The sequence below is a fragment of the Spirosoma sp. genome (genome assembly GCF_026391055.1).
GTDB lineage: Bacteria > Bacteroidota > Bacteroidia > Cytophagales > Spirosomataceae > Spirosoma.
Window position 1 is genome coordinate 212,610 of the sequence record NZ_JAPLET010000020.1, and the last position, 22,514, is coordinate 235,123.

The following is a 22,514-nucleotide window of genomic DNA, read 5'->3' on the forward strand; positions in this document are numbered from 1 at the left end:
AATCATTGAATGATATAGGAGGTGTTTTTTGTCTATTCTATCATTCACTAATTCTATCGTTCAATATTTTATAAACAGTGAACTAATAGATTCATGGTCGCGAATGCGTCCGATGGCTTTGGCAAATAATTCGGCCACCGACAGCACTCTGATTTTTTCGTTGGTCTGCTTCAAGGGCAGCGTGTCCGCAACTACTAATTCCTCCAACACCGAATTAGCAATATTTTCGTGGGCTTTGCCCGACATGATGGGGTGCGTACACACCGCGCGTACCGATAAAGCTCCTTTGTCCAGAATAATCTGGGCGGCTTTCGCCATGGTGCCACCTGTGTCAATCAGGTCATCCACCAGTACTACGTTAGCCCCTTCCACATCGCCAATTACCTGCATGGAGGCAATTTCATTGGCCCGTTTGCGGTGTTTGTCGCACAGGACAATATCGGCGTTGAAATGTTTGGCGAATGTACGGGCGCGGTTGGCGCCACCCACGTCCGGCGATGCTACAACCAGGTTTTCCAGATTCAGGCTCCTGATGTAAGGTACGAATACCGAGGTACCCTCCAGATGGTCGACCGGGAAGTCGAAAAAGCCCTGAATCTGTCCGGCATGGAGGTCAATGGTCATCAACCGATCGACACCCGATGCAGCCAGCATATTGGCAACCAGCTTGGCCGCAATAGATACCCTGGGCTTGTCTTTACGATCCTGCCGGGCGTATCCGAAATAAGGAATCACCACCGTTACGTAGTGAGCCGACGCACGCCGGGCGGCATCAACCATCAGCATTAGTTCCAGCAGATTATCGCCGGGAGGAGGTGTCGACTGAATGAGAAATACATCGCAGCCCCGAACGGATTCTTCAAAACTGGGTGACATTTCGCCATCACTGAACCGCCGACAGGTATAACCGCCTAAGTCTTTGCCGTAATAATGCGCAATTTTTTCTGCCAGATATGTGGATTGACTACCAGAAAAAATCTTGACGGGGTTAAACGAAGCCATAAGTGCCAGACAAATTTCCCGCAAAGGTACGGAAAAAATGGGCCGAATTTCGGTTTGTTTTTAAGTTTCTTTAAGAATGGGTACGCTGGCAGAGTCAACAAGAGTTGACCAGTCGCTAAGAAGAACCATAAATAGGCTTTTAAAGTCCAAACAATTAAGCGAACAATGACTTAAACAAGTATGGAAGTTTCCACTACTACCCTGGTAATAGATTCTATACCAAAACCGTCGGTGAACATTGATTCAAATCAGTTAACGGAGTTGCTGGCCCGGATTTATGCGGCTGCCGACCAAACCGACGACGAAAAAAAATTTCCGGAAAAAGCGTTCCAGTGGCTTGCAAACGCCGGTTTGCTGGCTGTAACGCTGCCCGGACATCAACTCGACCAGCAACTACCCAGAACGAGCGGCCTATTGCAGTTATTGAAGCGAATTGGTGCGGCTAATCTGTCGGTTGGACGGGTGTATGAAGGGCATATCAATGCCTTGAGTCTGGTTCAGCATTACGGTACATCAACGCAAAAAAAAACATGGTTTGCCGATGCAAATCAATATAACCGCTTGTTCAGCGTCTGGAATACGCAGGCTAACGACGGGGTGAAAATTCACTTTATCGGCAATGGCCGTTACCGATTGGAAGGGTCTAAAACCTTTTGCTCCGGGGCAGGGCGCATCCAGCGTCCACTCGTAACGGGACAGTTGGTAGGCGCGCCGAACGAAGGCTGGCAGATGTGCATAATTCCGACGGAGAGTGTACCGGAAATTCCGCAGGATGACCGATTCTGGCAGCCATTGGGGATGCGGGCTTCCATTAGTTATAAGCTGGACTTTACCGGGGTTGAACTCGATGAGGAGGATCTGCTGGGGAAGCCCGATGACTATTATCGGCAACCGTATTTTAGCGGGGGAGCGATCCGGTTTGCAGCCGTTCAACTGGGTGGGGCAGAGGCTTTGTTTGATGCAACACGTTCGTTTCTGGCATCGATGGGCCGTACAGATGATGCGTTTCAACGGATGCGTCTGGCCGAAATGGCCTGCCTGATTGAATCGGGGAATCAATGGCTCAACACCGCCGGTATGAAAACCGATGAATGGCAGGCCAGTGGAACCAACGCTGATAAACTAGTTGCCTACGCAAACATGACCCGGACGAGTATTGAAGAAATCTGTCTGCGGATGATGCCTCTTGCCGAACGCTCGGTAGGTGCCCGTGGGCTGATGCGCCCGCTGCCCTTCGAGCGAATTCACCGCGACCTGACGTTTTACCTCCGGCAACCCGCACCCGATGCCACCCTGATTGATATTGGTCGATTTGTTCTTGATAATCACGCAAATGCACATGAACTCTGGGATTGATAAAGCACATATTCTGGACGAATTAGCCCGTACGGCAGAACTCAATACCTTTGGCAATACATTGGTAATGGCCCCCCATCCGGATGACGAATCACTGGGTTGCGGGGGAACGATTGCCCAATTATGCCAACGGGGATACGCCGTACATGTGTTGTTTATCAGTGACGGTACCATGTCGCATCCCAAATCAATGAGCTACCCGGCCGATCGGCTCCGGCAAGTGCGCGAACAGGAAGCACTGGAAGCCCTGGCTATTTTGGGGGTGCCGCGTGAAAACGTCATTTTCATGCGACAAAAAGATACGCAGGTGGCCATGCCCGATAGTCTTTGTTTCAGTAATGCGGTCGACTGTATTCATGACCTGTTGCTGATTTACCAGCCAACAACAGTGCTCGTTCCCTGGCGACGTGACCCTCACCGTGACCACCGGGCGACCTGGTATCAACTGGCGGCCGCTGTTGACAAACTTGAGCGCAAGCCTCGCGTGCTCGAGTACCTCATCTGGTTGTGGGAACTGGGTACGGAGCAGGATATGCCGGAAAAAAATGAAATGCTGGCTTGGCGTGTTCCAATCGAATCGGTAATGGACCTGCGGAATCAGGCTATTTCGGCTCATCGCTCGCAGGTAAGTCGGATGATTAATGATGACCCAACTGCTTTTTATCTGTCTCCCGAGTTGCTGGAGCATTTTAAAGAGCCAAGAGAATTATTTCTGGAAGAACCTAAACGCCAACTGCACTATGCCAGTGTCCAGCCTGAATACCAGGTATTTCGATGATGTCTACCGAGCCAGTAATGACCCCTGGTCTTTTGAAACCAGCCCATACGAACGGGCGAAATACGAGGCCACGCTGGCGGCATTGCCCCGTGAACATTATACAAATGCCTTTGAAATAGGGTGCTCGATAGGCGTACTCAGTCAACTGCTGGCAAGCCGGTGTGATGCTCTGTTAGCGGTCGACGCCAGTGAACTCCCTTTAAAAACAGCCCGTGCCCGACTGGAACCTTACACGCATGTGACCGTCCGGCAAATGAGCATACCGAATGAGTTTCCAGAAGGACAATTTGATTTAATCCTGCTTTCGGAAGTAGGGTATTATCTGGCAGTGCAAGATCTGCAACGGGCTCGCCGGAAAATGATCGACCAGTTGACGAAGGACGGCCACTTGTTATTGGTTCACTGGACGCCGGTTGTTCATGATTATCCGCTGACGGGTGATCAGGTTCACGAAACGTTTATGGAAATGTCGGGTCCTGATAAACCACTAAAGCACCTGCTAGGCCAGCGTGAGGAAACGTATCGACTCGATTTGTTCCAAAAGATTTGAGGTCGAATTAAACCAAGTCTTACCTGAATTGAGTGATTAAGTTGTATCTACGGGCTTCAGCCCGTTTGTAGCAGTAGTCCGAATTACGGGCTGAAGCCCGTAGGTACATAACCTAAGTCGCTTACCCTTTAGTAGACTTAATTACTACGGTGTCAGGAGGCCAGATAAGCGCGCAGATCCTGAATAGCTTTTGTTATTAAAACGGGTTGCCAATGGGTTGCCCAAGCCCCCATTAGCATCTTCTCTTCAACTTTTTCCCATAGGGACCCAAAGAAGCTGTTCTGCCTGATTTCCGCGGCCAGCCAGTCGAAGTCGATCAGTAATTCGTTGGCAATTCGTTGTAGTAAAGGGAGTTGAATCGATTGCGTTCGCTGTTGCCAGCATAGCCGTAGCTGCTGGCGGTTACGAAGCTGGGTGATGACTGCCTCGGCGGGCTGGGCTAACTGACATTGGTTGCTTTCTGTCATGGTCGACCAGTACCGTAGCTGCTCCGAAAAACCAACGGCCACTCGGCCCTGCGTTCGGGTGGAGGTGTATACTTTAACGAGGGGGCTTTTCCGAACTTTGGCATCCATCCGAATCAACGCCCGATAAAAGGCTTCGTCTTCCAGAAAAGGTTTTTCCGGCAGTCGGCCCACCCGATCATACATCCGGCAAGTAACCGCAATGCTGGCTCCGAAATGCTGGAAATGCCGGGGCCAGGGGTCGTGTAAACTAGGATCGAACTGGGCTTCGGCCTTGGCCACTAAGGTACGGTACATAACGTCGCGCAGATGGTACAGCCGTACCTGACTCCGATCGGGGTGGGTAAGAATACGCCCGCCAACGGCATCATTGCCATTCGCAATTTCAACCATAATACTATGCACCCACTGACCGTCGACAATCGTGTCGCCATCGGTTGATGCGATAATACCGTTTGGCTGGCCGCTGCTGGTTAACCGCCGGTAGGCTTCATCCATAAGCAATCGCCTTACTGTACCAATATTTGCTTTGGCCGGTTGTAAATGGACCTGAGCGATGTGAAGAGAAAATTCAGGGTACTGATCCTGATACCGGATGGCGATCTCGTGTGAACTGTCGGTACAATTGTTGGCCAGTAAGAGCACTTCGTAGCAAGCCGGATCAAGCGGCATGTTATTGGCACCGTACTGTTTGCGCAGCGCATCGAGTGTGTCGGCTAAATGGTGCGCTTCATTCCGTACCGGTACAATGACACTTACTTGCAGCGTTGATGAGGGCGATGTCTTACTGAATAAGAACTGGTTGCCAGTCGTGCCGTTAATCTCCGTTGGATACGTTTGCATAGAACTACTCGTGGGGTCCGTATGCGAATATTTTTTTCGGACACGTCGTAGTTTTCAACCATATGTTCGCCGGATTGTTAGGGACCGCACAGGAAGTTATTCTCGAAAAGAGATCAAGCTATTTTACGGCTTCCGAACCGATCCTGCCATTTTCTAAGACCTGTTACACTGATGGCGGCTGCCAGTACGCCAACGCCGGTGCCAGCCAGAACATCGAGCGGGTAGTGAGCGGCTACGTAAATCCGGCTGTAAGAAACGACGGCAGCCCATAAAAATCCCCACCGAAGCCAGGTATGTGCTTTTCCTAACATCAGCCAAAGGCTGGTTGCCAGCGCAAACGTGGTTGATGCGTGCGACGAGCAGAAACCGTACTGCCCGCCACACTCAAGCACCGGATGAATGAGTTTTTGAAGAGATAGCTCATGGCAGGGCCGCAACCGATGGGTTAGGGGCTTAATTATCGAAGACGCCACCTGATCGGCCAGGGCAACTGACACGATAATGGTTAAAATGAATCCAACCGCCTGCCTGCGATACTGATAAATCAGCCAGCCGATCAGTAGCGCATAAAACGGAATCCAGCTGTTTCGCTCCGTAACCCAGATCATGATTGGATCGAGCCAGGGCAGATAACGGCCATTCAGCCAGAGAAAGAACCGGATGTCCAGTTGATTAAGTGTCTCAATCATGAATTACAGTACCAGAAACTGACGTAGGTAATTTCGGGCGGTCAGGATGGCAGTTTTCACATCTTCCGGATGACCTTCGTACGCCTTATCTTCCACCTCGATACAAACCGGCCCCCGGTAACGAACGTCGGTCAGGGCAGCAAAAAAGTCACGCCAGCGAACGTCGCCCAAGCCGGGCAGTTTGGGCGAGTGGTATTCCAGGGGATTGGCCATAATGCCCACCCGGTTCAATTTGTCGCGGTACAGTTTTACGTCTTTCAGATGGATATGGTGCAGGCGGTCGCGATAGTCGTAAATGGGTTTTACTTCGTCCATCATCTGCCAGATCAGGTGGCTTGGGTCGTAGTTAAGGCCCAGCGCCCGCGAGGGGATAATCTCGAACATCCGGTCCCAGATGGCTGGCGTCGTCGCGAGGTTTTTGCCGCCCGGCCACTCATCGTCCGTAAACCACATCGGGCAGTTTTCGATGCCGATTTTGACGTTACAGGCTTCCGCTTCTTTCACAATAGCGGGCCAGTACTCGGCGTATAGTTTAAGGTTATCGGTAATACTCAGCGATGGATTCCGGCCGATGAACGTATTGACCACCGGTACTCCAAGCCGGGCAGCCGCCCGAATGATTTTTTTGATATGTTCCCGGTAAAACTCGGCCTGTTCCGGGTTTGGGTCGAGCGGGTTAGGATAATAACCCAGTCCTGAAATCGACACCTGATACTGGCGGGTCAGCGCATGAATCTGGTCGACATCGAGGTTGTCGACGTCGATATGCGTTACCCCGGCATACCGACGTGCATCGGCATTGCCGGATGGCCAGCACATTAGTTCAACGCATTTAAACTGATGTTCCGAAGCAAATTTTAATACGCTGTTGAGATCATAATCGGCCAGAATAGCCGAAACAAAGCCAAGGTTAAGCATGGAATACTGTATGGTTTAAGGTACTAACCGGTTCATCGGGAAATGGCGGGCTAAGTTAAGCGATTGTCGTGTACAGGCTATAGGAAGGCGCTAAATAACACGGCGTGTACTGGTTTTTCTACCGCTTAATGGGTTGATTTTTAAACAATTGTCCAGAGATTATATCTTTGAATTACCACACTAAACAAGTTAGCTGCCATGCACATTAACATCTCTACACTGCTCGATGTTGCCATTGGGCTCATTTTCATCTTTTTCGTTTTCAGTATTTTTGTTTCGGGGATTGTTGAATTGATCAACAGTCTGATTGAGCAACGGGCGAAGCTGCTCCGCATCGCGCTGGATAAATTACTGGGGCAAGCCCTGGCAAACGATTTTTTTGACCATCAGCTTACAAAAATAAAGCAACAGCGGTTTGCCGGTTTCCTTAAGCCCATCAACTACCTCTCGGCCGAGTCGTTTTCAACGGTGCTGATTGACTTATTAACTCGCTCGGCCGGGCCAGTGCCGTCAGGACTAAAGCCTACAGAAGCGACATTTGACAGGATAAAACAATTCAGCAGCCAACCTGATGCCGAAAAATTTAAGACTGTCATTGACTTAATCGAACCCATACTGGCCAAATCCAACAACTTTCAGATGTTCAAATCGGAGCTGGAAAAATGGTATAACGGATATATGGAGCAAGTATCGGGCTGGTTTAAGCGCTACGCACAGGGGGTGGTATGGGGTGTTTCTATCGCCGTAACCCTAGTGCTGAATGTCGACACCATTCACCTCACCAATCAGCTTTTCAACGACAACGGTCTGCGGGATCGGTTAGTAGAGGCCGCCGTGAAAACGACGTCGGATGGAGGGGCATCCTTCAAAAAAGATGCTGCTTTTGTAAGCCATCTTGCCCGGTATGACTCCAGTCTCGTTAAGAAAGACTCGCTCGACAGCAGGAAGATTCAGATTAAACCATCGCTGACGAGTGCTGATAGCCTTGTGGTGCAGGCGGTCTATGTCGATTTTGTGAAAAGTCGGGTAGCCGATCTTAAGTTGCCGGTAGGCTGGGTACTTACCGGTAAACAAGGCCCCTGGTTACCGGGGCAGGATCATCTCGTCGCGTTGTTAGGCTGGGTGCTAACGGTTGCTGCCCTTTCGTTTGGGGCTCCCTTCTGGTTCGATCTGTTGCTCAAGCTGGTCAATATCCGCAATACGGCCCGTCGCCCGACCGGTAATGCCAATTCGACGAAGTAATCGGTTCAGATAAAGTACTGAAAAAAAGAGGTGTCCGTCATGCACCTCTTTTTTGGTAAATCTATTTTTAAAATAGTCGATATCAGGGGGTTACCAGTCCGGTTCGTACAGCCCAGAGCGCCAGTCCAACCCTGCTTTTTACACTGAATCGTTCGAAAAGCGTTTCACGATACCCATCTACCGTACGGGGACTGACGCACATTTGGTCAGCAATTTGAACGTACGTTAATTCGGAGCAGGCCAGTTGTAAAAAATGACGTTCGCGCGGGTTCAGTTGAACCGGGTTCAGGTTATAAGCAGGGCGTTGGTTAGTCATGATTTCAGGATATGGAGAGTTGGAGTGTTCACTTCGGTAGATAACGGTGAAAATAAACAGCGCCTACGCTTTTTCCTAAATCATCTGTGTTAACGGTAGTTTTCTATTAACCAGCTAGTTAAAACCCAGTTTTTCGCGTACCCGGGCTATTGTTTGACCAGCCACAAGCCGGGCTTTGGCCTCGCCCGCCTGAAGCTCAGCTTCCAGCGCATCGTTGTTGGTCATGTAATAGGTGAACCGCTCACGCTCTTCGGCAAACTGCTTCAGAATGAGTTCGTAAAATGCTTTTTTAGCCATTCCATACCCGTAATTTCCTCCTTCGTAAAGGCTTCGCATTTCGGCAACCTTTTCGTCCGACGCCAGCAACGAATACAACTGAAAGGTAATATCGGTAGTAGGGTCTTTAGGGTCTTCGAGTGGTGTTGAGTCCGACTTTATTTTCTTGATCACTTTCCACAGCTCGTTTTCCGGCAGAAAAATGTCAATGTAGTTATTATACGACTTACTCATTTTAGCCCCGTCGATACCCGGAATTGTCATAAGCCGATCGTCAATCCTGGCTTCGGGCAGTACAAACACGTCTTCGTCATATTGCCTGTTAAAGGCGCTGGCAATATCGCGGGTCATTTCAATGTGTTGCCGCTGGTCTTTCCCAACGGGTATTATTTCGGCATCGTAGAGCAGGATATCGGCGGCCTGCAATACCGGATAAACGAATAGACCCGTGTTGACCGGACCACTGGACCGGTCCGATTTTTCCTTAAACGATGTAGCGTTATTCAGCATCGGAATCGGGGTGAAGCAACTCAGGTGCCATGCCAGTTCCGTGTGCTCGGCCACCCGCGACTGCCGCCAGAAGGTGTTCTTGGCGGTATCCAGCCCAAACGCCAGCCAAGTAGCTGCAACGGCCCGGGTAAACTCCCGACGGGTGGGGCCGTCTTTGATGGTTGTGAGGGAGTGAAGGTCCGCAATGAATAAAAAGGACTCATTGTCGGGCTGTTTCGATAAGTCGATGGCGGGTTTAATTGCCCCCAGAATGTTGCCTAAATGCGGTCGACCGCTGCTTTGAATACCCGTTAAAATTCGTGACATGGTTTTTTATAGGAGTGAGGAGTTAGGAGAGAGGAGTGAGGAGGGCTGACGCGTGTCGGCTGGCGCGGGTATTCGCCCGTGCCTTTTTATCAAGTCAGTATTTACTGACGCAAGCGAACCGGAGCGCCGGACCGGCTTGCAACATGAACAGGCACGGGCAAATGCCGCGCCAGCCCTCCTCACTCCTCGCTCCTAACCCCTAATACTAACATTTTACTTCCCTTGTGCTTCCACCACCGCAATGGCGACCATATTGACAATTTCGCGTTCTGACGAACCCAGCTGCAACACATAAACCGGCTTGCGGATACCGAGCAGAATTGGCCCGATAGCATCGAAACCAGCGGCTTCACTCATTAAGTTGTAGGCGATGTTTGCCGCCGACAGGTTTGGGAAAATCAGCGTGTTCGCCCCTTCGCCGACAAGTTTACTGAATGGGTGGTTTTGCTGGAGCAGTTCGGTATTGAATGCTAAGTGGGCCTGAATTTCCCCATCCACCACCAGGTCGGGGTGTTTGCGTTGCAGAATCTCGGTGGCGCGATTCATTTTCTCGGCATCTTCCCCTTTGGCACTGCCAAAGTTCGAGTAAGTGACCAGCGCAATGCGGGGTTTTATATTGAACCGCTCCACGGTTTGAGCGGTCAGTTCGGTAATTTCAACGATTTCCTCTGCTGTAGGATTAAAGTTTACGGTGGTATCGGAGAAAAACAGCGGCCCGCGCTTGGTGAGCAGAATGTACATCCCCGCTACGCGTTTAACGCCCGGCTCGATACCAATGATCTGAAGTGCTGGCCGGATGGTTTCGGGATACGAACCCGTTAGCCCCGAAATTAACGCGTCGGCCTCGCCGGTTTCGACCATCATGGCTCCGAAATAATTGCGGTAGTACATCATTTTCCGCGATTCGGTCGGGTTAACCCCCTTGCGTTTCCGCTTATCGAAATATACGTTCGCAAATTTCTCGATCAGCCCCGCCTGCTCAGGCGCACGGGGATCGAGGATCGGAATGTGGCCCAGATCGAGGCTGTTTTCCTGAATGATGCGTTCAATTTTGGCCCGTTCGCCCAATAGAATTGGGTGCGCAATGCCTTCATCCCGTACCTGCTGAGCGGCTTTCAGCACTTTCAGGTTTTCGGCATCGGCAAAAACTACCCGTTTGGGATTCGCTTTGGCTTTCGTCAGAATCACCCGCGAAATCTGGTTATCCTGTCCCAATCGGCGGGCGAGCTGGTGTTCGTAAGCCTCCCAATCCGTAATGGGCGACCGCGCTACTCCCGATTCCATGGCGGCTTTCGCCACCGCCGGTGCTACGGTAGAGAGCAGACGGGGGTCGACGGGTTTGGGCAGGATATATGTCCGGCCGAATACCATGTTCGATTCACCATAAGCCAGATTGACCAGGTCTGGTACGGGCTTTTTGGCTAATTCAGACAGCGCGTAGGTAGCGGCCAGCTTCATCGCTTCGTTAATTTCCGTAGCCCGAACGTCGAGCGCTCCCCGGAAAATGTACGGGAAACCGAGAACGTTATTCACTTGATTCGGGTAATCGGAGCGGCCCGTAGCCATGATAATGTCGGGTCGGGCGGCCATTGCGTCGTCATAACTGATTTCTGGATTCGGATTGGCCATGGCAAACACAACGGCATCTTTGGCCATCAGGCGAATCATATCCTGACTAACGATATTTCCCTTTGATAAACCCACAAACACATCGGCTCCGGCAAAAGCATCCTCCAGCGTTTTGATGTCGCGGCTGGTGGCAAACGGTTGCATGAGTTCGCTCAGGTCGGTGCGGTCGGTGCGTAGTGGGCCGTTCACATCGAACATCACCATATTTTCGTGTTTGGCTCCCAGGGCAATGTATTGGCGGGCGCACGATATAGCGGCTGCTCCAGCGCCTAAAATGACGAATCTGGCGGTTTCGATGGGTTTGTGTACTAATTCGAGTGCGTTGAGCAAAGCCGCCCCGCTCACAATAGCCGTACCGTGTTGGTCGTCATGCATGACGGGGATGTTCATCTCCCGTTTGAGCCGTTCTTCAATTTCGAAACACTCCGGCGCTTTGATGTCTTCCAGATTGACTCCGCCAAAGGTGGGTTCCAGAATCTTGACCGTCCGGACAAACTCGTCGATGTTGGTTGTGTTCAGCTCAAGGTCAAAAACGTCGATGTCCGAATAGATTTTGAACAGCAGCCCTTTTCCTTCCATAACGGGTTTGCTGGCGTCCGGGCCTATATTGCCCAGCCCAAGAACGGCCGTTCCGTTGCTGATGACGGCCACTAGATTTCCCTTGGCAGTGTATTTGAAGGCATCATCCGGGTTGGCTTCAATGGCCAGGCATGGCTCGGCAACACCGGGCGAATAAGCAAGTGAAAGGTCGCGCTGCGTGTTGTATTCTTTGGTGGGCACGACTTCAAGTTTTCCCGGACGCCCTTTGGCGTGGTAGTCGAGGGCATCTTCGCGCCGGATTTTCTGATTCATATTGTTGATGGCGAGGATTATTGTCTCGCTTACTGGAGCGCGAAGGTACGGAAAAAGTAGGCCGGGTAGCGTATCAATCTGTTCGGATAACCTTGTGCTGGTCCACATAAACCCAACCAGCCCAACAAACCAGCAGCAAAAAAACCAGCAGAATGGTGCGAAATAAAGGGTTTGTCCGGGTTGGTTCAAGAGCGGGCCCTGCCGCCTGAATACGGACGGCATGCTCCTGGTAAATGCCATATACCGAAACCAGGCTGTAGTTGATGTACTTGTCGCCGATGGTCAGTGGCTCGGTGTAGGCAATCTTTTTACGAAATTCGCTATCTGGAATCAACAGCGTGATCGGCTGATTGATACGAACTACTTGTTTAAGCGGTTGCAGGGATAGGGTGTAAGCTCTCCTGCTGGCGTAAAAGTTTAGTTCCGGCCATCGGCGTAACCGAAAGTAAACACCCTTGAAGTTTCCTTTAGGCCGGTTTTCTGTAACTCGGTCAACTACATCAGTTACGGCAGTCAGCCTCGCCTTAGTGTGGTCAACATGGTTATGGGCCAGATAGCCAAAAACGATATTGGCCACAATGAACAAGGCCAGACCGGATAACAGCCAGCGAAGTCGATTTCGTTCCGGTCGGGTTACCACTTTCTGATACGGGATCGACTCGCTAACTTGACTGAAGTAGGCCTTTATGCGCTCATAATCAGGGAACGCGTTCGACTTGACGATGAAAAAATCATTTCTCAGGTAAACCGTCAACACCAGAAACGAGCCTCCCCGGCCAACTTCTCTCCGTTCATTGTACGCTATAATACCACTGCAGCGAAATTGACGGGGTCTTTGAGCCAGTTTACGAACACTGAAACCCTGGTCGGTGAGGGTTATTGTTGTGGTCAGACGCCAGCATTCGGTTAAATAAGGTATCCATAAAAAAGCACAGGCTGCACCATAAAAAGGAGCGAAACTAAGATCGGGGTAGAGTTGCCCGGCTACGGCAATAAAAACGGGCAAAACAACTGTTGCTGTCATAATCATAACAAGGCCAAACAGTACCCAATTTATAGTACGCCTGCTTATTCGAAACGTTTCTTCCCGTTGAGCTACCATAAACGAACGCTGGAGTTATTCTATTAACTCCCAATGACGGCAATGGTTAATCGGCTAACGCACACGAGTTTGTTTTGTTCGTCCGTAATGCGGATGTCCCAAACGTGTGTTGTACGGCCTACGTGAATGGGTGTACAGCGGCCATAGACCCAGCCATCGCGCACCGAACGAATGTGGTTGGCATTGATTTCCAGACCTACTGCCCGTTGTTTGGTGGGGTCGTCCAGCATCAGATAAGACGCCACGCTGCCCAGCGTTTCGGCCAGCACGACGGAGGCTCCACCGTGTAAAATACCAAACGGCTGATGGGTACGCTTGTCGACGGGCATACGGGCTATTAGATACCCTTCGCCTGCTTCGGTAAACTCGATACCCAAGTGCGTACCGATAGAGTCGGAATGAATAAAATCAAGTGTACTAAGATCGAAGCCAGCTTTCATAAAGAGCGCGTTTTGTGTAATTTTGCACTCAAAATTGGTAAAATTTGCCAATAGGCAAGGAAACGGGCTTGATACAAAAAACAATTTATCTGATTCGCCACGGCGAAACCGACTACAACCGGCGGGGGGTCGTACAGGGAAGTGGTGTAGATTCAGATCTCAACGAGATGGGACGGGCGCAGGCGCAGGCTTTTTTCCAGGCCTATCAGCATGTACCCTTCAACAAGATTTACATCTCTGGCTTAAAGCGGACTTTTCAAACCGCCGAACCGTTTATTGAACTGGGGTTGCCGTACGAAAAACTGACCGGCCTCAACGAGATTAGCTGGGGTGTTATGGAAGGGAAAGCCCCCGGAAATCTGGATAATGAATATTACCGGAATCTAATCGAAGCCTGGGAGTCGGGCAAAACCAACCAGACCACCGAAGGCGGAGAAAGTCCGGAACAGGTGGCGACCCGGCAGAAAGTGGCTATGGAGACCATCCTTTCTCATCCCGACGAGTCGACGGTTTTGGTGGCCATGCACGGTCGGGCTATGCGCATTCTGCTCTGCTGGCTTACCAACCAGCCGCTGTCGACGATGGACCAGTTTGAGCATAGCAACCTGTGTCTGTATAAACTCCAGTACGATTACAAAAAAGCCACGTTTACCATCGAACTGGCCAACGATACGGCCCATTTGCTGTCCCTGGCGCTGGCATGATTAAATACAATTCGGAAAAGAGCGGTGACGAAAGTCCCGCTTTTTCGTTTCTCCGCCAGATGGCCCGACCTTCCTCCTTTTTCTCCATTGGTGTAGTATGTACCGACCATCTGGACCCTTAATGAGTATATTCGCTTTTTGACCGGCAGTGCCAGAGGAAACAGGTATGTCTAAACAAAAAATATATTGGTTTTGTCAGTTATTTGGGTGGTCACTCCTCATCTTGGTAGAGTATATTGCCTACTTGCTGGAAGATGGCTTCGATCCGGATACGCTTTACTTAGCCGTTGCCAATATCTTTCTGGGCATTACGCTGACGCACCTTTACCGGCTGATGATTCAGCGGTGGAACTGGGTACGGTTGCCTTTCTTTCGCCTGGCACCACGCGTTCTATTGTCAGTTTTTGTACTGGCCCTAATCATGACTATGGTAAATCTGCCCATGGACCGTTTGATTGTACCACAGCATCTGATGGATGAGCCCTGGCCGCTTTTTGGATATATCATGACCTGGGGAAAAACAATGCTGGCCTGGGTATTAAGCTACACCGCCTATCATTACGTAGAAGAAAACCGCAATGCCGAAATTGAAAAGATTCTGTTGAAAACCAGTATCCGCGAAACGGAAGCAAAGGTATTGCGGTCGCAACTGAATCCTCATTTCGTGTTCAACGCCTTGAACAGTATCCGGGCTCTGGTGTTCGAAAATCCGGCCAAAGCCCAGCAGAGCATCACCCAGCTTTCGAACCTGCTTCGTAACTCGCTCCTGGCCGATCGGCGGAAAACCGTTGAGCTGCGCGAAGAAATCAAAACCGTTGAGGATTACCTGGCCCTCGAAAAAGTACGTTATGAGGACCGGCTGACATCGCACATTGAACTCGATGGTCGGACGCTGTTCTGGCAGGTGCCGCCTATGATGCTGCAAACGCTGGTTGAAAATGCTATCAAACACGGCGTATCAACGGCCATCCGGGGTGGATTTATTGAGGTGCGCTCAAATCTGGTTGCCGATAAACTTCACATCATCATTCGCAATACGGGTGTGCTGGGAGATAAGAGTGCTTCTGGCGGATTCGGGTTGGCCAATACAGCCCAGCGTTTAGAGTTACTCTATGGCCCCGAGGCCCGGTTCCAGATTTTCCAGGAAGAAGAATCTGCCGAAAACGGATCCATTGTGTGTGCCGAAATAACCATTCCGGCCCAGTCTGAAAGTATATTTCGCAGGAAAGAGGTTGCTACAAAGAGCTTGAATTGAACGCATATCCATACGCCTGTACGGTTCTTACCTTCCCAATCTGTTATTGTTCCTGACTCCAAAAAGCAAAAAAATAAATGAAGACGCTTATAATTGACGACGAACGCCTGGCTCGTAACGAACTACGCCGGTTGCTCGAAAATTTCCCTAAAGTTCAGATTATCGGTGAAGCCGCCAATGCGGATGAAGCACTGCCCATGATCGAGGAGCTGGAACCCGAATTGCTGTTTCTGGATATTCAGATGCCCGGTAAGAATGGGTTCGAACTATTGCAGTCTATTGAAGGCAAAACCCCCGAAGTTATTTTTACGACGGCCTTCGATGAATATGCCATCAAAGCGTTTGAGTATAATGCGCTCGACTACCTGCTGAAGCCCGTTGAACTGGCCCGGCTCTCAGAAGCTATTCATCGGGTTGAAGAGGAGCAGCACATTCCGGAAGCTTCCGGTGCTGGTTCAAGCGGTATTTCGACAAAAATATTGGGCGAAAACGACCAGGTCTTTGTGAAGGATGGCGAAAAATGCTGGTTCGTTAAACTTGGTAAAGTTCGGCTGTTTGAGTCGATGGGTAATTATGTCCGGTTGTATTTCGACGACCAAAAGCCGCTCGTTCTCAAGTCGTTGAATGCGCTCGAGGATCGGTTGAACCCGGCCACGTTTTTCCGAGCTAATCGTAAACACATTATCAATCTTCAATGGATTGAAAAAATTGAACCTTGGTTTAGTGGCGGCTTGCTGGTAACCCTGAGAGGTGGGGATAAAATTGAAATTAGCCGCCGTCAGGCTATTCGATTTAAAGATTTGCTAAGTTTGTAGTCTATGGCACGTAGGTTGCCTGAATTAATGCTCAGGAACTTACGTGTGATTCTACTACAACGTTCTCATGAAGTACTTTCTGGCCCTGTTTCTCGGCGGCTCAATTACACTACTCTCCGCTTGCCATTCCCGAACTTCGGAGCTGCCTTTACTCGGAAAACAGCACTTTACCTATGCCGGAGCAAACCGATGTGATACGACCAAAAATAGTGGCGTCGATGTAGCCGTTTCGTATATTCTTCTGAAAGATGAGTCGGATGGTGGCCGAAAAATCAATGATAGTCTGCGTCAACTGGCCGTAAGCAGTATAACAGGCTGGCTCGATAGTACAACGATTGCCAATAACCCACAAGCCCGGACAGACCTGGCCAAAGCAGCCGCCCTCTTTGCTGCTGACTATGAAACCGTTCGAAAAGATATGGGAAGCCTGGGCGGGTGCTGGGAAGTGAAAACCGCTGCCGATACGCTTCATGTTGGTGAAAAAGCATTGACGGCCAAGTTCGAAACGTTTGCGTATACGGGTGGTGCTCACCCAAATACAAACATGTCTTTGTATAATTTCGACCGCGAAACGGGTCGGCTGCTAACGCTATCCGATATGGTATCGGACACAACGGCTTTGTTAGCATTGGTTGAAAAAGCTTTTCGAAAGCAGCAGGCGTTATCTCCACAAAACAACCTCGAAGAGCAAGGCTACTTTTTACGCGATGGTCATTTTTTTCTCCCCGCTAATGTTGGTATGAGCAGCGCAGGTATGCTATTCTATTACAATCCCTACGAAATTGCGGCCTACGCCGTTGGACCCATTCAGGTGACAGTTCCCTATGAGCAACTTAAGGGAATACTTCGTGAAGACTGGCTTTAATTATGCATTCAAATGACACTGGATCAATTTACCGCTACCCTTACGCAAACAAACCCACCCAGTGGACTTAATCCTATTTTGAAAGGCCTTTGGTTCGATGCTAAAGACCAGTGGGAGGAGGCTCATAACATTGCGCAAAGTCGGGAAGGAGAACTTCCGTACGACCGGCTACACGCCTATTTACACCGTAAAGAAGGAGATCGCTTTAACGCTAACTATTGGTATCGACGGGCAAAAGCGCCGTTTTTCGACGGGTCCCTGGAGGAAGAGTGGCATGTGTTAGTACGGCAATTTCTGAACGAACGTTAAGGAACATAAGGCCCGCCCGTTTCGCCCCATCCCCAGGTTGGCATGGGCGCATCCTGTGGCTGGGTCACAACGTCTGCTTTTGAGTTAATAACCGCCAAACGGGAACCCCACTCCAGATAACCCACCACGGCTGAGCGAAACTCAGGATCATCGGGTAAGCCGACCGCATCGGCGGTATCCAGAATCAGGTCAATCCAGCGCCGACGCTGGGCTTCGGTCAGGTGTTTTCCCAAATGGTGGTGAATCATGTCATAGTGACTCCCCCCTTCCTGACTATAGGTAGCCGGACCCCGAAACACTTCAGCAATAAAATGAGCCACATGCCGGGCATGTTCGGCCGACATACCATGAAAAACTGGCTCCAGCACCGTGTCTTTGTGAACCCGCTGATAAAACAAATCGGTCCAGGCCTCAAATTTTTCCATTCCACCCGCCCATTCGTATAGGGTGGGTGGACCCGGTGCTTCTGCTTGCGGATTCATAAGATGCGTTGAAAGTGTTCTGACAAATTACAAAAAAAGGCCGCATTCTTGCGAATGCGACCTGCGTCTGTCGATGAATAGGTAATATTTTATTAAGCCATTTCTTCCTCGGTCAGTACTGTACTAACTTCGGTAAGCGGCAGATTAAATGCTTCGGCAACCCCTTTGTAAACTACTTTTCCGTCAACCACATTCAGGCCCATTTTAAGATCGGCATTGTCGCGGCACGCTTGCTGCCAGCCTTTGTTGGCAAGTTGCAAAGCGTAGGGGAGAGTAGCGTTTGTTAAGGCAAGTGTGCTTGTATAAGGCACAGCGCCCGGCATATTAGCGACGCAGTAATGCACCACACCGTCAATAATAAAGGTCGGGTTTTCATGAGTAGTAGGGCTGCAGGTTTCAATGCAACCGCCCTGATCAACCGCTACATCTACCAGAACCGTACCGTTACGCATCTGCTTCAGCATCTCACGGGTGATGAGGTGAGGAGCTTTCGCACCGGGAATAAGAACGGCACCAACAATCAGGTCACAGACTTTGATCATCTCCCGAATGTTGTATTCGTTCGACATCATGGTCTGCACGTTTGGCGGCATAATGTCGGACAGGTAACGCAAGCGAGCCAGACTAACATCCATAATGGTGACATGTGCCCCCAATCCAGCCGCCATTTTAGCTGCCTGTGTGCCGACAATACCCCCACCCAGGATAAGTACGTTAGCCGGTTTAACACCCGGAACGCCCCCCAGCAGAATACCACGGCCTTTCAGTGGTTTTTCAAGATACTTGGCCCCCTCCTGAATCGCCATCCGGCCTGCTACTTCCGACATAGGAACCAGCAAAGGCAAGCTGCGGTCAGGACGTTCAACGGTTTCGTACGCCAGACAAACAGCTCCTTTAGCAAGCATAGCTTGTGTCAGTTCTTCCGAAGACGCGAAGTGGAAATAGGTAAAGAGCAACTGGTCCTGCTTAATCAGGTCGTACTCAGACGCAATTGGTTCCTTAACCTTCATGATCATTTCGGCAATGCCATACACCTCTTCAATAGTAGGCAGCATGACAGCCCCGGCGGCAATGTATTCTTCGTCCTCAAAACCGCTGCCCTCGCCCGCGTTTACCTGGACATATACGGTATGACCAGCCTTACGGAGTTCGGTTACACCGGCAGGAGTCAATGCAACGCGGTTTTCGTTGTTCTTAATTTCTTTTGGGACACCAATAACCATAACGTGTACTTGCGTTGGTGAAGTAATTCAATTGCGTAGCACAAATGTAAAATGTGATACACTAGTTTTCTAACAGGAAGTTTTTTTTTAGGAAAATATTCTGTTAGTTGCCTTTCTGGAAGGAAATAGGTCTGCCTATAGTCTGTTATACGAATGTAAGCCGTAAAAATGCCGGTATGGAAAACCTGGACAACACTGATCGCAAAATTCTCACCCTGCTTCAGCAGAACGCCCGATTGACGATACAGGAAATAGGACAGCGGATTAATCTGTCGAAAACACCCGTACATGAGCGCATAAAACGACTCGAACGGGAGGGGATCATTGAGCGGTATGTGACAATACTCAACAAAAAAAAATTGGGGAACCTGCTGATGGTATATTGTCAGGTAACGCTAGATCGTCAAACCCGCGATGCGTTCGCAGATTTTGAAGGCGCTATTCGTCTTTTACCCGATGTTCTGGAATGTAACCGCGTGTCAGGAACATTCGATTATTTGCTTAAAATCGTAAGCCGCGATATGGAAACGTACAACTATTTTTATCAGGAGCAGTTGTCCGTCATTCCCGGCACACTGCACATCAGCAGCTTTTTTGTGATGGCTGATGTTAAAAGCTCAACCATTGTTCCGCTTGAATAAAAAAGCCCCTCCTGTGCAGGAGAGGCTTTTTTACTGAATTTTATGAATCCGATTTCAGATAAGTTATGAGCATCCTCCAGACTTCAGCAAATGGAAAACGGATAATGATAAACGGACAATCAGTTTATCATTATCCGTTTTCCATTTGTTCAGTAGGGCTTAGCATCGTGGGCCAGTGCTTCGGCCTGCTGGGCTGCTTCCTGACCAACCTGCGTGTTTGCCTGGCCGTGTAGTTGCTCGCTTGTGCCATCGGCCACTTTTTGTAACCCTTCCTTCACGCGCCGACCATAATCCTCGTCGCACTGGCTAAACAGCTCAACCATCTTATCCTGCACATTTTTCTGAGCACCCGATAGATTGGCAACCAGGTTATTGATCAGATCGTCGCGTTCCCAATCTTCAAACGTCCGGTAGCGTTCGCCAGCCTGTTTGAAGTTATTGGTCCGGTCAATTGGCTGGCGCATCAGGTTGCCCGAAATGTAGGGTTTGTGATCAGGATACGTCCGGGGTGCCTCTTTTAGACCGTTCATGGACGACGGCTCGTAATTGACATGCTTATTCTGACCCGGTGCGGTGTCAACACGGTATTGCATCTGACCATCGCGCTGGTTTGTTGCAACATGTTTTTTCGGGGCATTGATGGGCAGTTGCAGGTAATTGGTGCCCACGCGGTAACGTTGCGTATCCGAGTAAGAGAAGGTACGGCCCTGAAGCATTTTGTCGTCGGAGAAATCCAGCCCATCGACCAACACCCCTGTGCCAAAAGCGACCTGCTCCACCTCGTGGAAATAATTCTCCGGGTTTTTGTTGAGCGTCATCATACCCACCGGCAACCACGGGAACTGATCCTGCGGCCACAGCTTCGTATCGTCGAGCGGATCGAAGTCGAGTTCAGGGTGCTCGTCGTCGCTCATAATCTGAACGAGAAGCTCCCATTGGGGGAAATTTCCGGCTTCAATGGCGTCATACAAATCCTGAGTAGCATGGTTAAAGTTTTTGGCCTGAATCTGCTCGGCTTCGGGCTGGGTCAAATTCTTGATTCCCTGCTTAGGTTCCCAATGGTACTTGATTAGTACGCCCTCGCCCTGCTCATTCACCCATTTATATGTGTTCACACCTGAACCCTGCATCTGCCGGTAGTTGGCCGGAATGCCCCAGGGCGAAAACAGGAAGGTGAGCATATGGACCGACTCGGGCGTATTGCTCATAAAATCGAATATGCGTCCGCCATCCTGCCGGTTTGTTATTGGGTCTGGCTTCAGGGCGTGTACCATGTCGGGGAACTTCATCGCATCGCGAATGAAGAACACTTTGAGGTTGTTGCCTACCAAATCCCAGTTACCCTCTTCAGTGTAAAATTTCACGGCAAAACCACGCGGGTCACGGAGTGTTTCGGGCGAGTGACCACCGTGAATAACGGACGAGAAACGGACAAAAACCGGTGTCTGCTTTCCTTTTTCCTGAAACAATTTGGCACGGGTGTATTTCGAAACAGGCTCGTCGCCAACGATTCCGTAGGCCTCAAAAACACCGTGTGCACCGGCCCCACGGGCGTGAACAACGCGTTCTGGGATGCGCTCGCGGTCAAAATGACTGATTTTTTCTAGGAAAGGGTAGTTTTCCAGCGTGGTTGGCCCACGATTACCCACTGTGCGAACATTCTGGTTGTTGGTAAGCGGGTGACCCTGCCTGGTCGTTAAGGTCTGGTCAGTGGGCTGGTCTTGTGGCTGAAGTCCGGTGGCACCGAATTCTGGTCCGGGTGTATGCCCGTTTTGACCATTACCGTTTTGGTTCGTTTCCATAACAACATTTGTATATTAACTCTATGGTTTAACCAATGGATAGATAAATGGTTTGCCAAATGACCCATAAATTAGAGTAGTATCGGCCTGAAACATGATTTACTGATCAATTACTTTTTCCTCTCTGTATAAACCTCTATGAAGGGCTATTTTCGCTATTTTCTGGGCTTTGCCAGCATCAGTATGGGCGTTCACGCGCAAACCTGGCAACCCGTTACCACACAAAACACGTGCTCCGTTCGGCACGAAAACGCAGCCACGTTGATTGGGGATAGTCTATATGCTGTGGGTGGCCGGGGTATGAAACCGCTCGAAGCACTTAACCTGAAAACGCTTGTCTGGCAAACGCTTCCTACTCCACCCGTTGAAATGAACCACTTTCAGGCCATCACTTATCAGGGTGAACTGTACGTAATGGGCGCTTTTCAGGGGAAATACCCGCACGAAACTCCCTTGCCAAACATATATATATACAGCCCCAAAACAGGGAAATGGCGTACCGGCCCTGAACTACCAAAGGAGCGGCTCCGGGGCTCGGCAGGCGTAGTCGTGTACAAAAACAAAATATACATGGCCTGCGGCATTATCGACGGGCACTATGATGGTCATGTAGCTTGGCTGGATGAGTATGACCCCAAAACCAATATATGGAAACGGCTGCCCGATGCCCCCCGTACCCGCGATCACATCACGGCCGCTGTTGTAGGCGATAAGTTGTATCTGGCCGGTGGCCGTAATTCGACGGCGCGGATCAATAAAGTACTGGAAACGACCATTGCCGAAGTTGATGTATACGATTTTAAAACGGGACGCTGGGAGACATTACCCGCCACAGCTAATATTCCAACCCAGCGGGCGGGCGCTACGGCCGTGACGCTGGGCGGTAAGGTCTGGATCATAGGTGGCGAAACAGTACAACTGCTAGCCCATAATGAAGCCGAAGCGCTCGACCCAAAAACAAATAAATGGACCGCTGGTCCAACCCTAAAGCAGGGCCGTCATGGTACGCAGGCGGTTGTTTACAAGGATAAAATCTATATTGTTGCTGGCTCGGCTAATCATGGCGGTGGACCCGAACTGAACACTGTTGAAGTAATGAAATAAGCTTAATCCGTCCCATCCATGTTCTTATCGAGTCAATTCCC

24 protein-coding genes are annotated in these 22,514 nt (G+C 50.1%); 12 read left to right on the forward strand and 12 right to left on the reverse strand.

Annotated elements, in window-relative coordinates:
* Nucleotides 1-60 precede the first annotated feature (60 nt).
* Nucleotides 61-1,002, reverse strand: coding sequence for a ribose-phosphate pyrophosphokinase (locus NT073_RS13740; protein WP_012927466.1), 942 nt, complete (start codon nucleotides 1,000-1,002; stop codon nucleotides 61-63).
* A 231-nt stretch (nucleotides 1,003-1,233) separates the two neighbouring features.
* Here NT073_RS13740 and NT073_RS13745 point away from each other — a divergent pair, with 231 nt between their 5' ends.
* The 3 genes from NT073_RS13745 to NT073_RS13755 are packed head-to-tail and all read left to right on the forward strand — an operon-like array spanning nucleotide 1,234 to nucleotide 3,686.
* Nucleotides 1,234-2,358: an acyl-CoA dehydrogenase family protein gene (locus NT073_RS13745; protein WP_297374312.1), complete on the forward strand. Its 1,125-nt coding sequence runs from the start codon at nucleotides 1,234-1,236 to the stop codon at nucleotides 2,356-2,358.
* Nucleotides 2,342-3,136, forward strand: coding sequence for a PIG-L deacetylase family protein (locus NT073_RS13750; RefSeq protein ID WP_297374315.1), 795 nt, complete (start codon nucleotides 2,342-2,344; stop codon nucleotides 3,134-3,136). Before NT073_RS13745 ends, NT073_RS13750 begins: the two co-directional genes overlap by 17 nt.
* Nucleotides 3,099-3,686, forward strand: coding sequence for an SAM-dependent methyltransferase (locus NT073_RS13755; protein ID WP_297374318.1), 588 nt, complete (start codon nucleotides 3,099-3,101; stop codon nucleotides 3,684-3,686). Before NT073_RS13750 ends, NT073_RS13755 begins: the two co-directional genes overlap by 38 nt.
* A gap of 152 nt (nucleotides 3,687-3,838) precedes the next feature.
* Here the strand turns inward: NT073_RS13755 and NT073_RS13760 are convergent, their stop codons facing one another.
* The 3 genes from NT073_RS13760 to NT073_RS13770 form a co-directional block, all read right to left on the reverse strand.
* Nucleotides 3,839-4,993: a glycosyltransferase gene (locus NT073_RS13760; RefSeq protein ID WP_297374321.1), complete on the reverse strand. Its 1,155-nt coding sequence runs from the start codon at nucleotides 4,991-4,993 to the stop codon at nucleotides 3,839-3,841.
* A 113-nt stretch (nucleotides 4,994-5,106) separates the two neighbouring features.
* Nucleotides 5,107-5,682, reverse strand: a complete 576-nt coding sequence (locus NT073_RS13765; protein WP_297374323.1) for a phosphatase PAP2 family protein — start codon at nucleotides 5,680-5,682, stop codon at nucleotides 5,107-5,109.
* A gap of 3 nt (nucleotides 5,683-5,685) precedes the next feature.
* Nucleotides 5,686-6,600, reverse strand: coding sequence for a sugar phosphate isomerase/epimerase (locus tag NT073_RS13770; protein ID WP_297374326.1), 915 nt, complete (start codon nucleotides 6,598-6,600; stop codon nucleotides 5,686-5,688).
* A gap of 198 nt (nucleotides 6,601-6,798) precedes the next feature.
* Here NT073_RS13770 and NT073_RS13775 point away from each other — a divergent pair, with 198 nt between their 5' ends.
* A complete protein-coding gene (locus NT073_RS13775; protein ID WP_297374329.1) occupies nucleotides 6,799-7,842 on the forward strand; it encodes a hypothetical protein in 1,044 nt (347 codons plus the stop codon).
* 82 nt (nucleotides 7,843-7,924) lie between these two features.
* Here the strand turns inward: NT073_RS13775 and NT073_RS13780 are convergent, their stop codons facing one another.
* The 5 genes from NT073_RS13780 to NT073_RS13800 all read right to left on the reverse strand — a co-directional run bounded on the left by NT073_RS13780 (nucleotide 7,925) and on the right by NT073_RS13800 (nucleotide 13,273).
* Complete coding sequence (locus tag NT073_RS13780) at nucleotides 7,925-8,158, reverse strand: helix-turn-helix transcriptional regulator (RefSeq protein ID WP_297374332.1); 234 nt, start codon at nucleotides 8,156-8,158, stop codon at nucleotides 7,925-7,927.
* Nucleotides 8,159-8,272: 114 nt separating this feature from the next.
* Entirely contained in the window at nucleotides 8,273-9,250 is a 978-nt protein-coding gene (trpS, locus tag NT073_RS13785; RefSeq protein ID WP_297374335.1) for a tryptophan--tRNA ligase, read from the reverse strand.
* 213 nt (nucleotides 9,251-9,463) lie between these two features.
* Nucleotides 9,464-11,731 carry an NADP-dependent malic enzyme gene (locus NT073_RS13790; protein WP_297374338.1) on the reverse strand — a complete coding sequence of 756 codons (2,268 nt, stop codon included), beginning with the start codon at nucleotides 11,729-11,731 and terminating at the stop codon, nucleotides 9,464-9,466.
* Between the two features lie 73 nt (nucleotides 11,732-11,804).
* Nucleotides 11,805-12,755 carry a hypothetical protein gene (locus NT073_RS13795; RefSeq protein WP_297374342.1) on the reverse strand — a complete coding sequence of 317 codons (951 nt, stop codon included), beginning with the start codon at nucleotides 12,753-12,755 and terminating at the stop codon, nucleotides 11,805-11,807.
* A 101-nt stretch (nucleotides 12,756-12,856) separates the two neighbouring features.
* On the reverse strand, nucleotides 12,857-13,273 hold the full coding sequence (locus NT073_RS13800; RefSeq protein WP_012927452.1) for a hotdog fold thioesterase: 417 nt from the start codon (nucleotides 13,271-13,273) through the stop codon (nucleotides 12,857-12,859).
* Nucleotides 13,274-13,341: 68 nt separating this feature from the next.
* On the opposite strand from NT073_RS13800, the gene NT073_RS13805 reads away from it, so the two are divergent.
* From NT073_RS13805 to NT073_RS13830, 6 genes are all read left to right on the forward strand, one after another.
* Nucleotides 13,342-13,977 carry a histidine phosphatase family protein gene (locus tag NT073_RS13805; protein ID WP_297374348.1) on the forward strand — a complete coding sequence of 212 codons (636 nt, stop codon included), beginning with the start codon at nucleotides 13,342-13,344 and terminating at the stop codon, nucleotides 13,975-13,977.
* The gene (locus NT073_RS13810) at nucleotides 13,974-14,099 is read left to right on the forward strand and encodes a hypothetical protein (protein WP_297374351.1); all 126 of its coding nucleotides are present in this window, start codon (nucleotides 13,974-13,976) and stop codon (nucleotides 14,097-14,099) included. The genes NT073_RS13805 and NT073_RS13810 overlap by 4 nt, the downstream gene beginning before the upstream one ends.
* A 44-nt stretch (nucleotides 14,100-14,143) precedes the next feature.
* Nucleotides 14,144-15,232 carry a histidine kinase gene (locus NT073_RS13815; protein ID WP_297374354.1) on the forward strand — a complete coding sequence of 363 codons (1,089 nt, stop codon included), beginning with the start codon at nucleotides 14,144-14,146 and terminating at the stop codon, nucleotides 15,230-15,232.
* 77 nt (nucleotides 15,233-15,309) lie between these two features.
* Nucleotides 15,310-16,047: a response regulator gene (locus tag NT073_RS13820; protein ID WP_297374357.1), complete on the forward strand. Its 738-nt coding sequence runs from the start codon at nucleotides 15,310-15,312 to the stop codon at nucleotides 16,045-16,047.
* A gap of 67 nt (nucleotides 16,048-16,114) precedes the next feature.
* Entirely contained in the window at nucleotides 16,115-16,912 is a 798-nt protein-coding gene (locus NT073_RS13825; protein ID WP_297374359.1) for an RsiV family protein, read from the forward strand.
* Nucleotides 16,913-16,924: 12 nt separating this feature from the next.
* A complete protein-coding gene (locus NT073_RS13830) occupies nucleotides 16,925-17,221 on the forward strand; it encodes a hypothetical protein (protein WP_297374361.1) in 297 nt (98 codons plus the stop codon).
* On the opposite strand, the gene NT073_RS13835 is transcribed toward NT073_RS13830, so the two are convergent.
* Nucleotides 17,218-17,703, reverse strand: a complete 486-nt coding sequence (locus NT073_RS13835; RefSeq protein ID WP_297374363.1) for a group II truncated hemoglobin — start codon at nucleotides 17,701-17,703, stop codon at nucleotides 17,218-17,220. The two genes, NT073_RS13830 and NT073_RS13835, sit on opposite strands and share 4 nt — an antisense overlap.
* A 92-nt stretch (nucleotides 17,704-17,795) precedes the next feature.
* On the reverse strand, nucleotides 17,796-18,926 hold the full coding sequence (ald, locus tag NT073_RS13840) for an alanine dehydrogenase (protein ID WP_297374365.1): 1,131 nt from the start codon (nucleotides 18,924-18,926) through the stop codon (nucleotides 17,796-17,798).
* A gap of 176 nt (nucleotides 18,927-19,102) precedes the next feature.
* Here ald and NT073_RS13845 point away from each other — a divergent pair, with 176 nt between their 5' ends.
* Entirely contained in the window at nucleotides 19,103-19,567 is a 465-nt protein-coding gene (locus NT073_RS13845; protein ID WP_012927444.1) for an Lrp/AsnC family transcriptional regulator, read from the forward strand.
* Nucleotides 19,568-19,716: 149 nt separating this feature from the next.
* Here NT073_RS13845 and NT073_RS13850 read toward each other — a convergent pair whose 3' ends face one another.
* Nucleotides 19,717-21,369 (reverse strand): catalase, encoded by a 1,653-nt coding sequence (locus NT073_RS13850; protein WP_297374370.1) that lies wholly within the window; start codon nucleotides 21,367-21,369, stop codon nucleotides 19,717-19,719.
* A gap of 138 nt (nucleotides 21,370-21,507) precedes the next feature.
* Between NT073_RS13850 and NT073_RS13855 the strand changes: the two genes are divergently transcribed.
* A complete protein-coding gene (locus NT073_RS13855; RefSeq protein ID WP_297374374.1) occupies nucleotides 21,508-22,473 on the forward strand; it encodes a kelch-like protein in 966 nt (321 codons plus the stop codon).
* Nucleotides 22,474-22,514: the final 41 nt, after the last annotated feature.

Bases quoted from the DNA above. Each gene is read 5' to 3' on its own strand.
- NT073_RS13750 (WP_297374315.1), top strand. From the start codon at position 2,342: ATGAACTCTGGGATTGATAAAGCACATATTCTGGACGAATTAGCCCGT.
- ald (WP_297374365.1), bottom strand. From the start codon at position 18,926: ATGGTTATTGGTGTCCCAAAAGAAATTAAGAACAACGAAAACCGCGTT.
- NT073_RS13770 (WP_297374326.1), bottom strand. From the start codon at position 6,600: ATGCTTAACCTTGGCTTTGTTTCGGCTATTCTGGCCGATTATGATCTC.
- NT073_RS13855 (WP_297374374.1), top strand. From the start codon at position 21,508: ATGAAGGGCTATTTTCGCTATTTTCTGGGCTTTGCCAGCATCAGTATG.
- NT073_RS13835 (WP_297374363.1), bottom strand. From the start codon at position 17,703: ATGAATCCGCAAGCAGAAGCACCGGGTCCACCCACCCTATACGAATGG.
- NT073_RS13815 (WP_297374354.1), top strand. From the start codon at position 14,144: ATGTCTAAACAAAAAATATATTGGTTTTGTCAGTTATTTGGGTGGTCA.
- NT073_RS13765 (WP_297374323.1), bottom strand. From the start codon at position 5,682: ATGATTGAGACACTTAATCAACTGGACATCCGGTTCTTTCTCTGGCTG.
- NT073_RS13795 (WP_297374342.1), bottom strand. From the start codon at position 12,755: ATGACAGCAACAGTTGTTTTGCCCGTTTTTATTGCCGTAGCCGGGCAA.
- NT073_RS13850 (WP_297374370.1), bottom strand. From the start codon at position 21,369: ATGGAAACGAACCAAAACGGTAATGGTCAAAACGGGCATACACCCGGA.
- NT073_RS13755 (WP_297374318.1), top strand. From the start codon at position 3,099: ATGCCAGTGTCCAGCCTGAATACCAGGTATTTCGATGATGTCTACCGA.
- trpS (WP_297374335.1), bottom strand. From the start codon at position 9,250: ATGTCACGAATTTTAACGGGTATTCAAAGCAGCGGTCGACCGCATTTA.
- NT073_RS13845 (WP_012927444.1), top strand. From the start codon at position 19,103: ATGGAAAACCTGGACAACACTGATCGCAAAATTCTCACCCTGCTTCAG.
- NT073_RS13780 (WP_297374332.1), bottom strand. From the start codon at position 8,158: ATGACTAACCAACGCCCTGCTTATAACCTGAACCCGGTTCAACTGAAC.
- NT073_RS13825 (WP_297374359.1), top strand. From the start codon at position 16,115: ATGAAGTACTTTCTGGCCCTGTTTCTCGGCGGCTCAATTACACTACTC.
- NT073_RS13820 (WP_297374357.1), top strand. From the start codon at position 15,310: ATGAAGACGCTTATAATTGACGACGAACGCCTGGCTCGTAACGAACTA.
- NT073_RS13775 (WP_297374329.1), top strand. From the start codon at position 6,799: ATGCACATTAACATCTCTACACTGCTCGATGTTGCCATTGGGCTCATT.
- NT073_RS13810 (WP_297374351.1), top strand. From the start codon at position 13,974: ATGATTAAATACAATTCGGAAAAGAGCGGTGACGAAAGTCCCGCTTTT.
- NT073_RS13800 (WP_012927452.1), bottom strand. From the start codon at position 13,273: ATGAAAGCTGGCTTCGATCTTAGTACACTTGATTTTATTCATTCCGAC.
- NT073_RS13830 (WP_297374361.1), top strand. From the start codon at position 16,925: ATGACACTGGATCAATTTACCGCTACCCTTACGCAAACAAACCCACCC.
- NT073_RS13740 (WP_012927466.1), bottom strand. From the start codon at position 1,002: ATGGCTTCGTTTAACCCCGTCAAGATTTTTTCTGGTAGTCAATCCACA.
- NT073_RS13760 (WP_297374321.1), bottom strand. From the start codon at position 4,993: ATGCAAACGTATCCAACGGAGATTAACGGCACGACTGGCAACCAGTTC.
- NT073_RS13790 (WP_297374338.1), bottom strand. From the start codon at position 11,731: ATGAATCAGAAAATCCGGCGCGAAGATGCCCTCGACTACCACGCCAAA.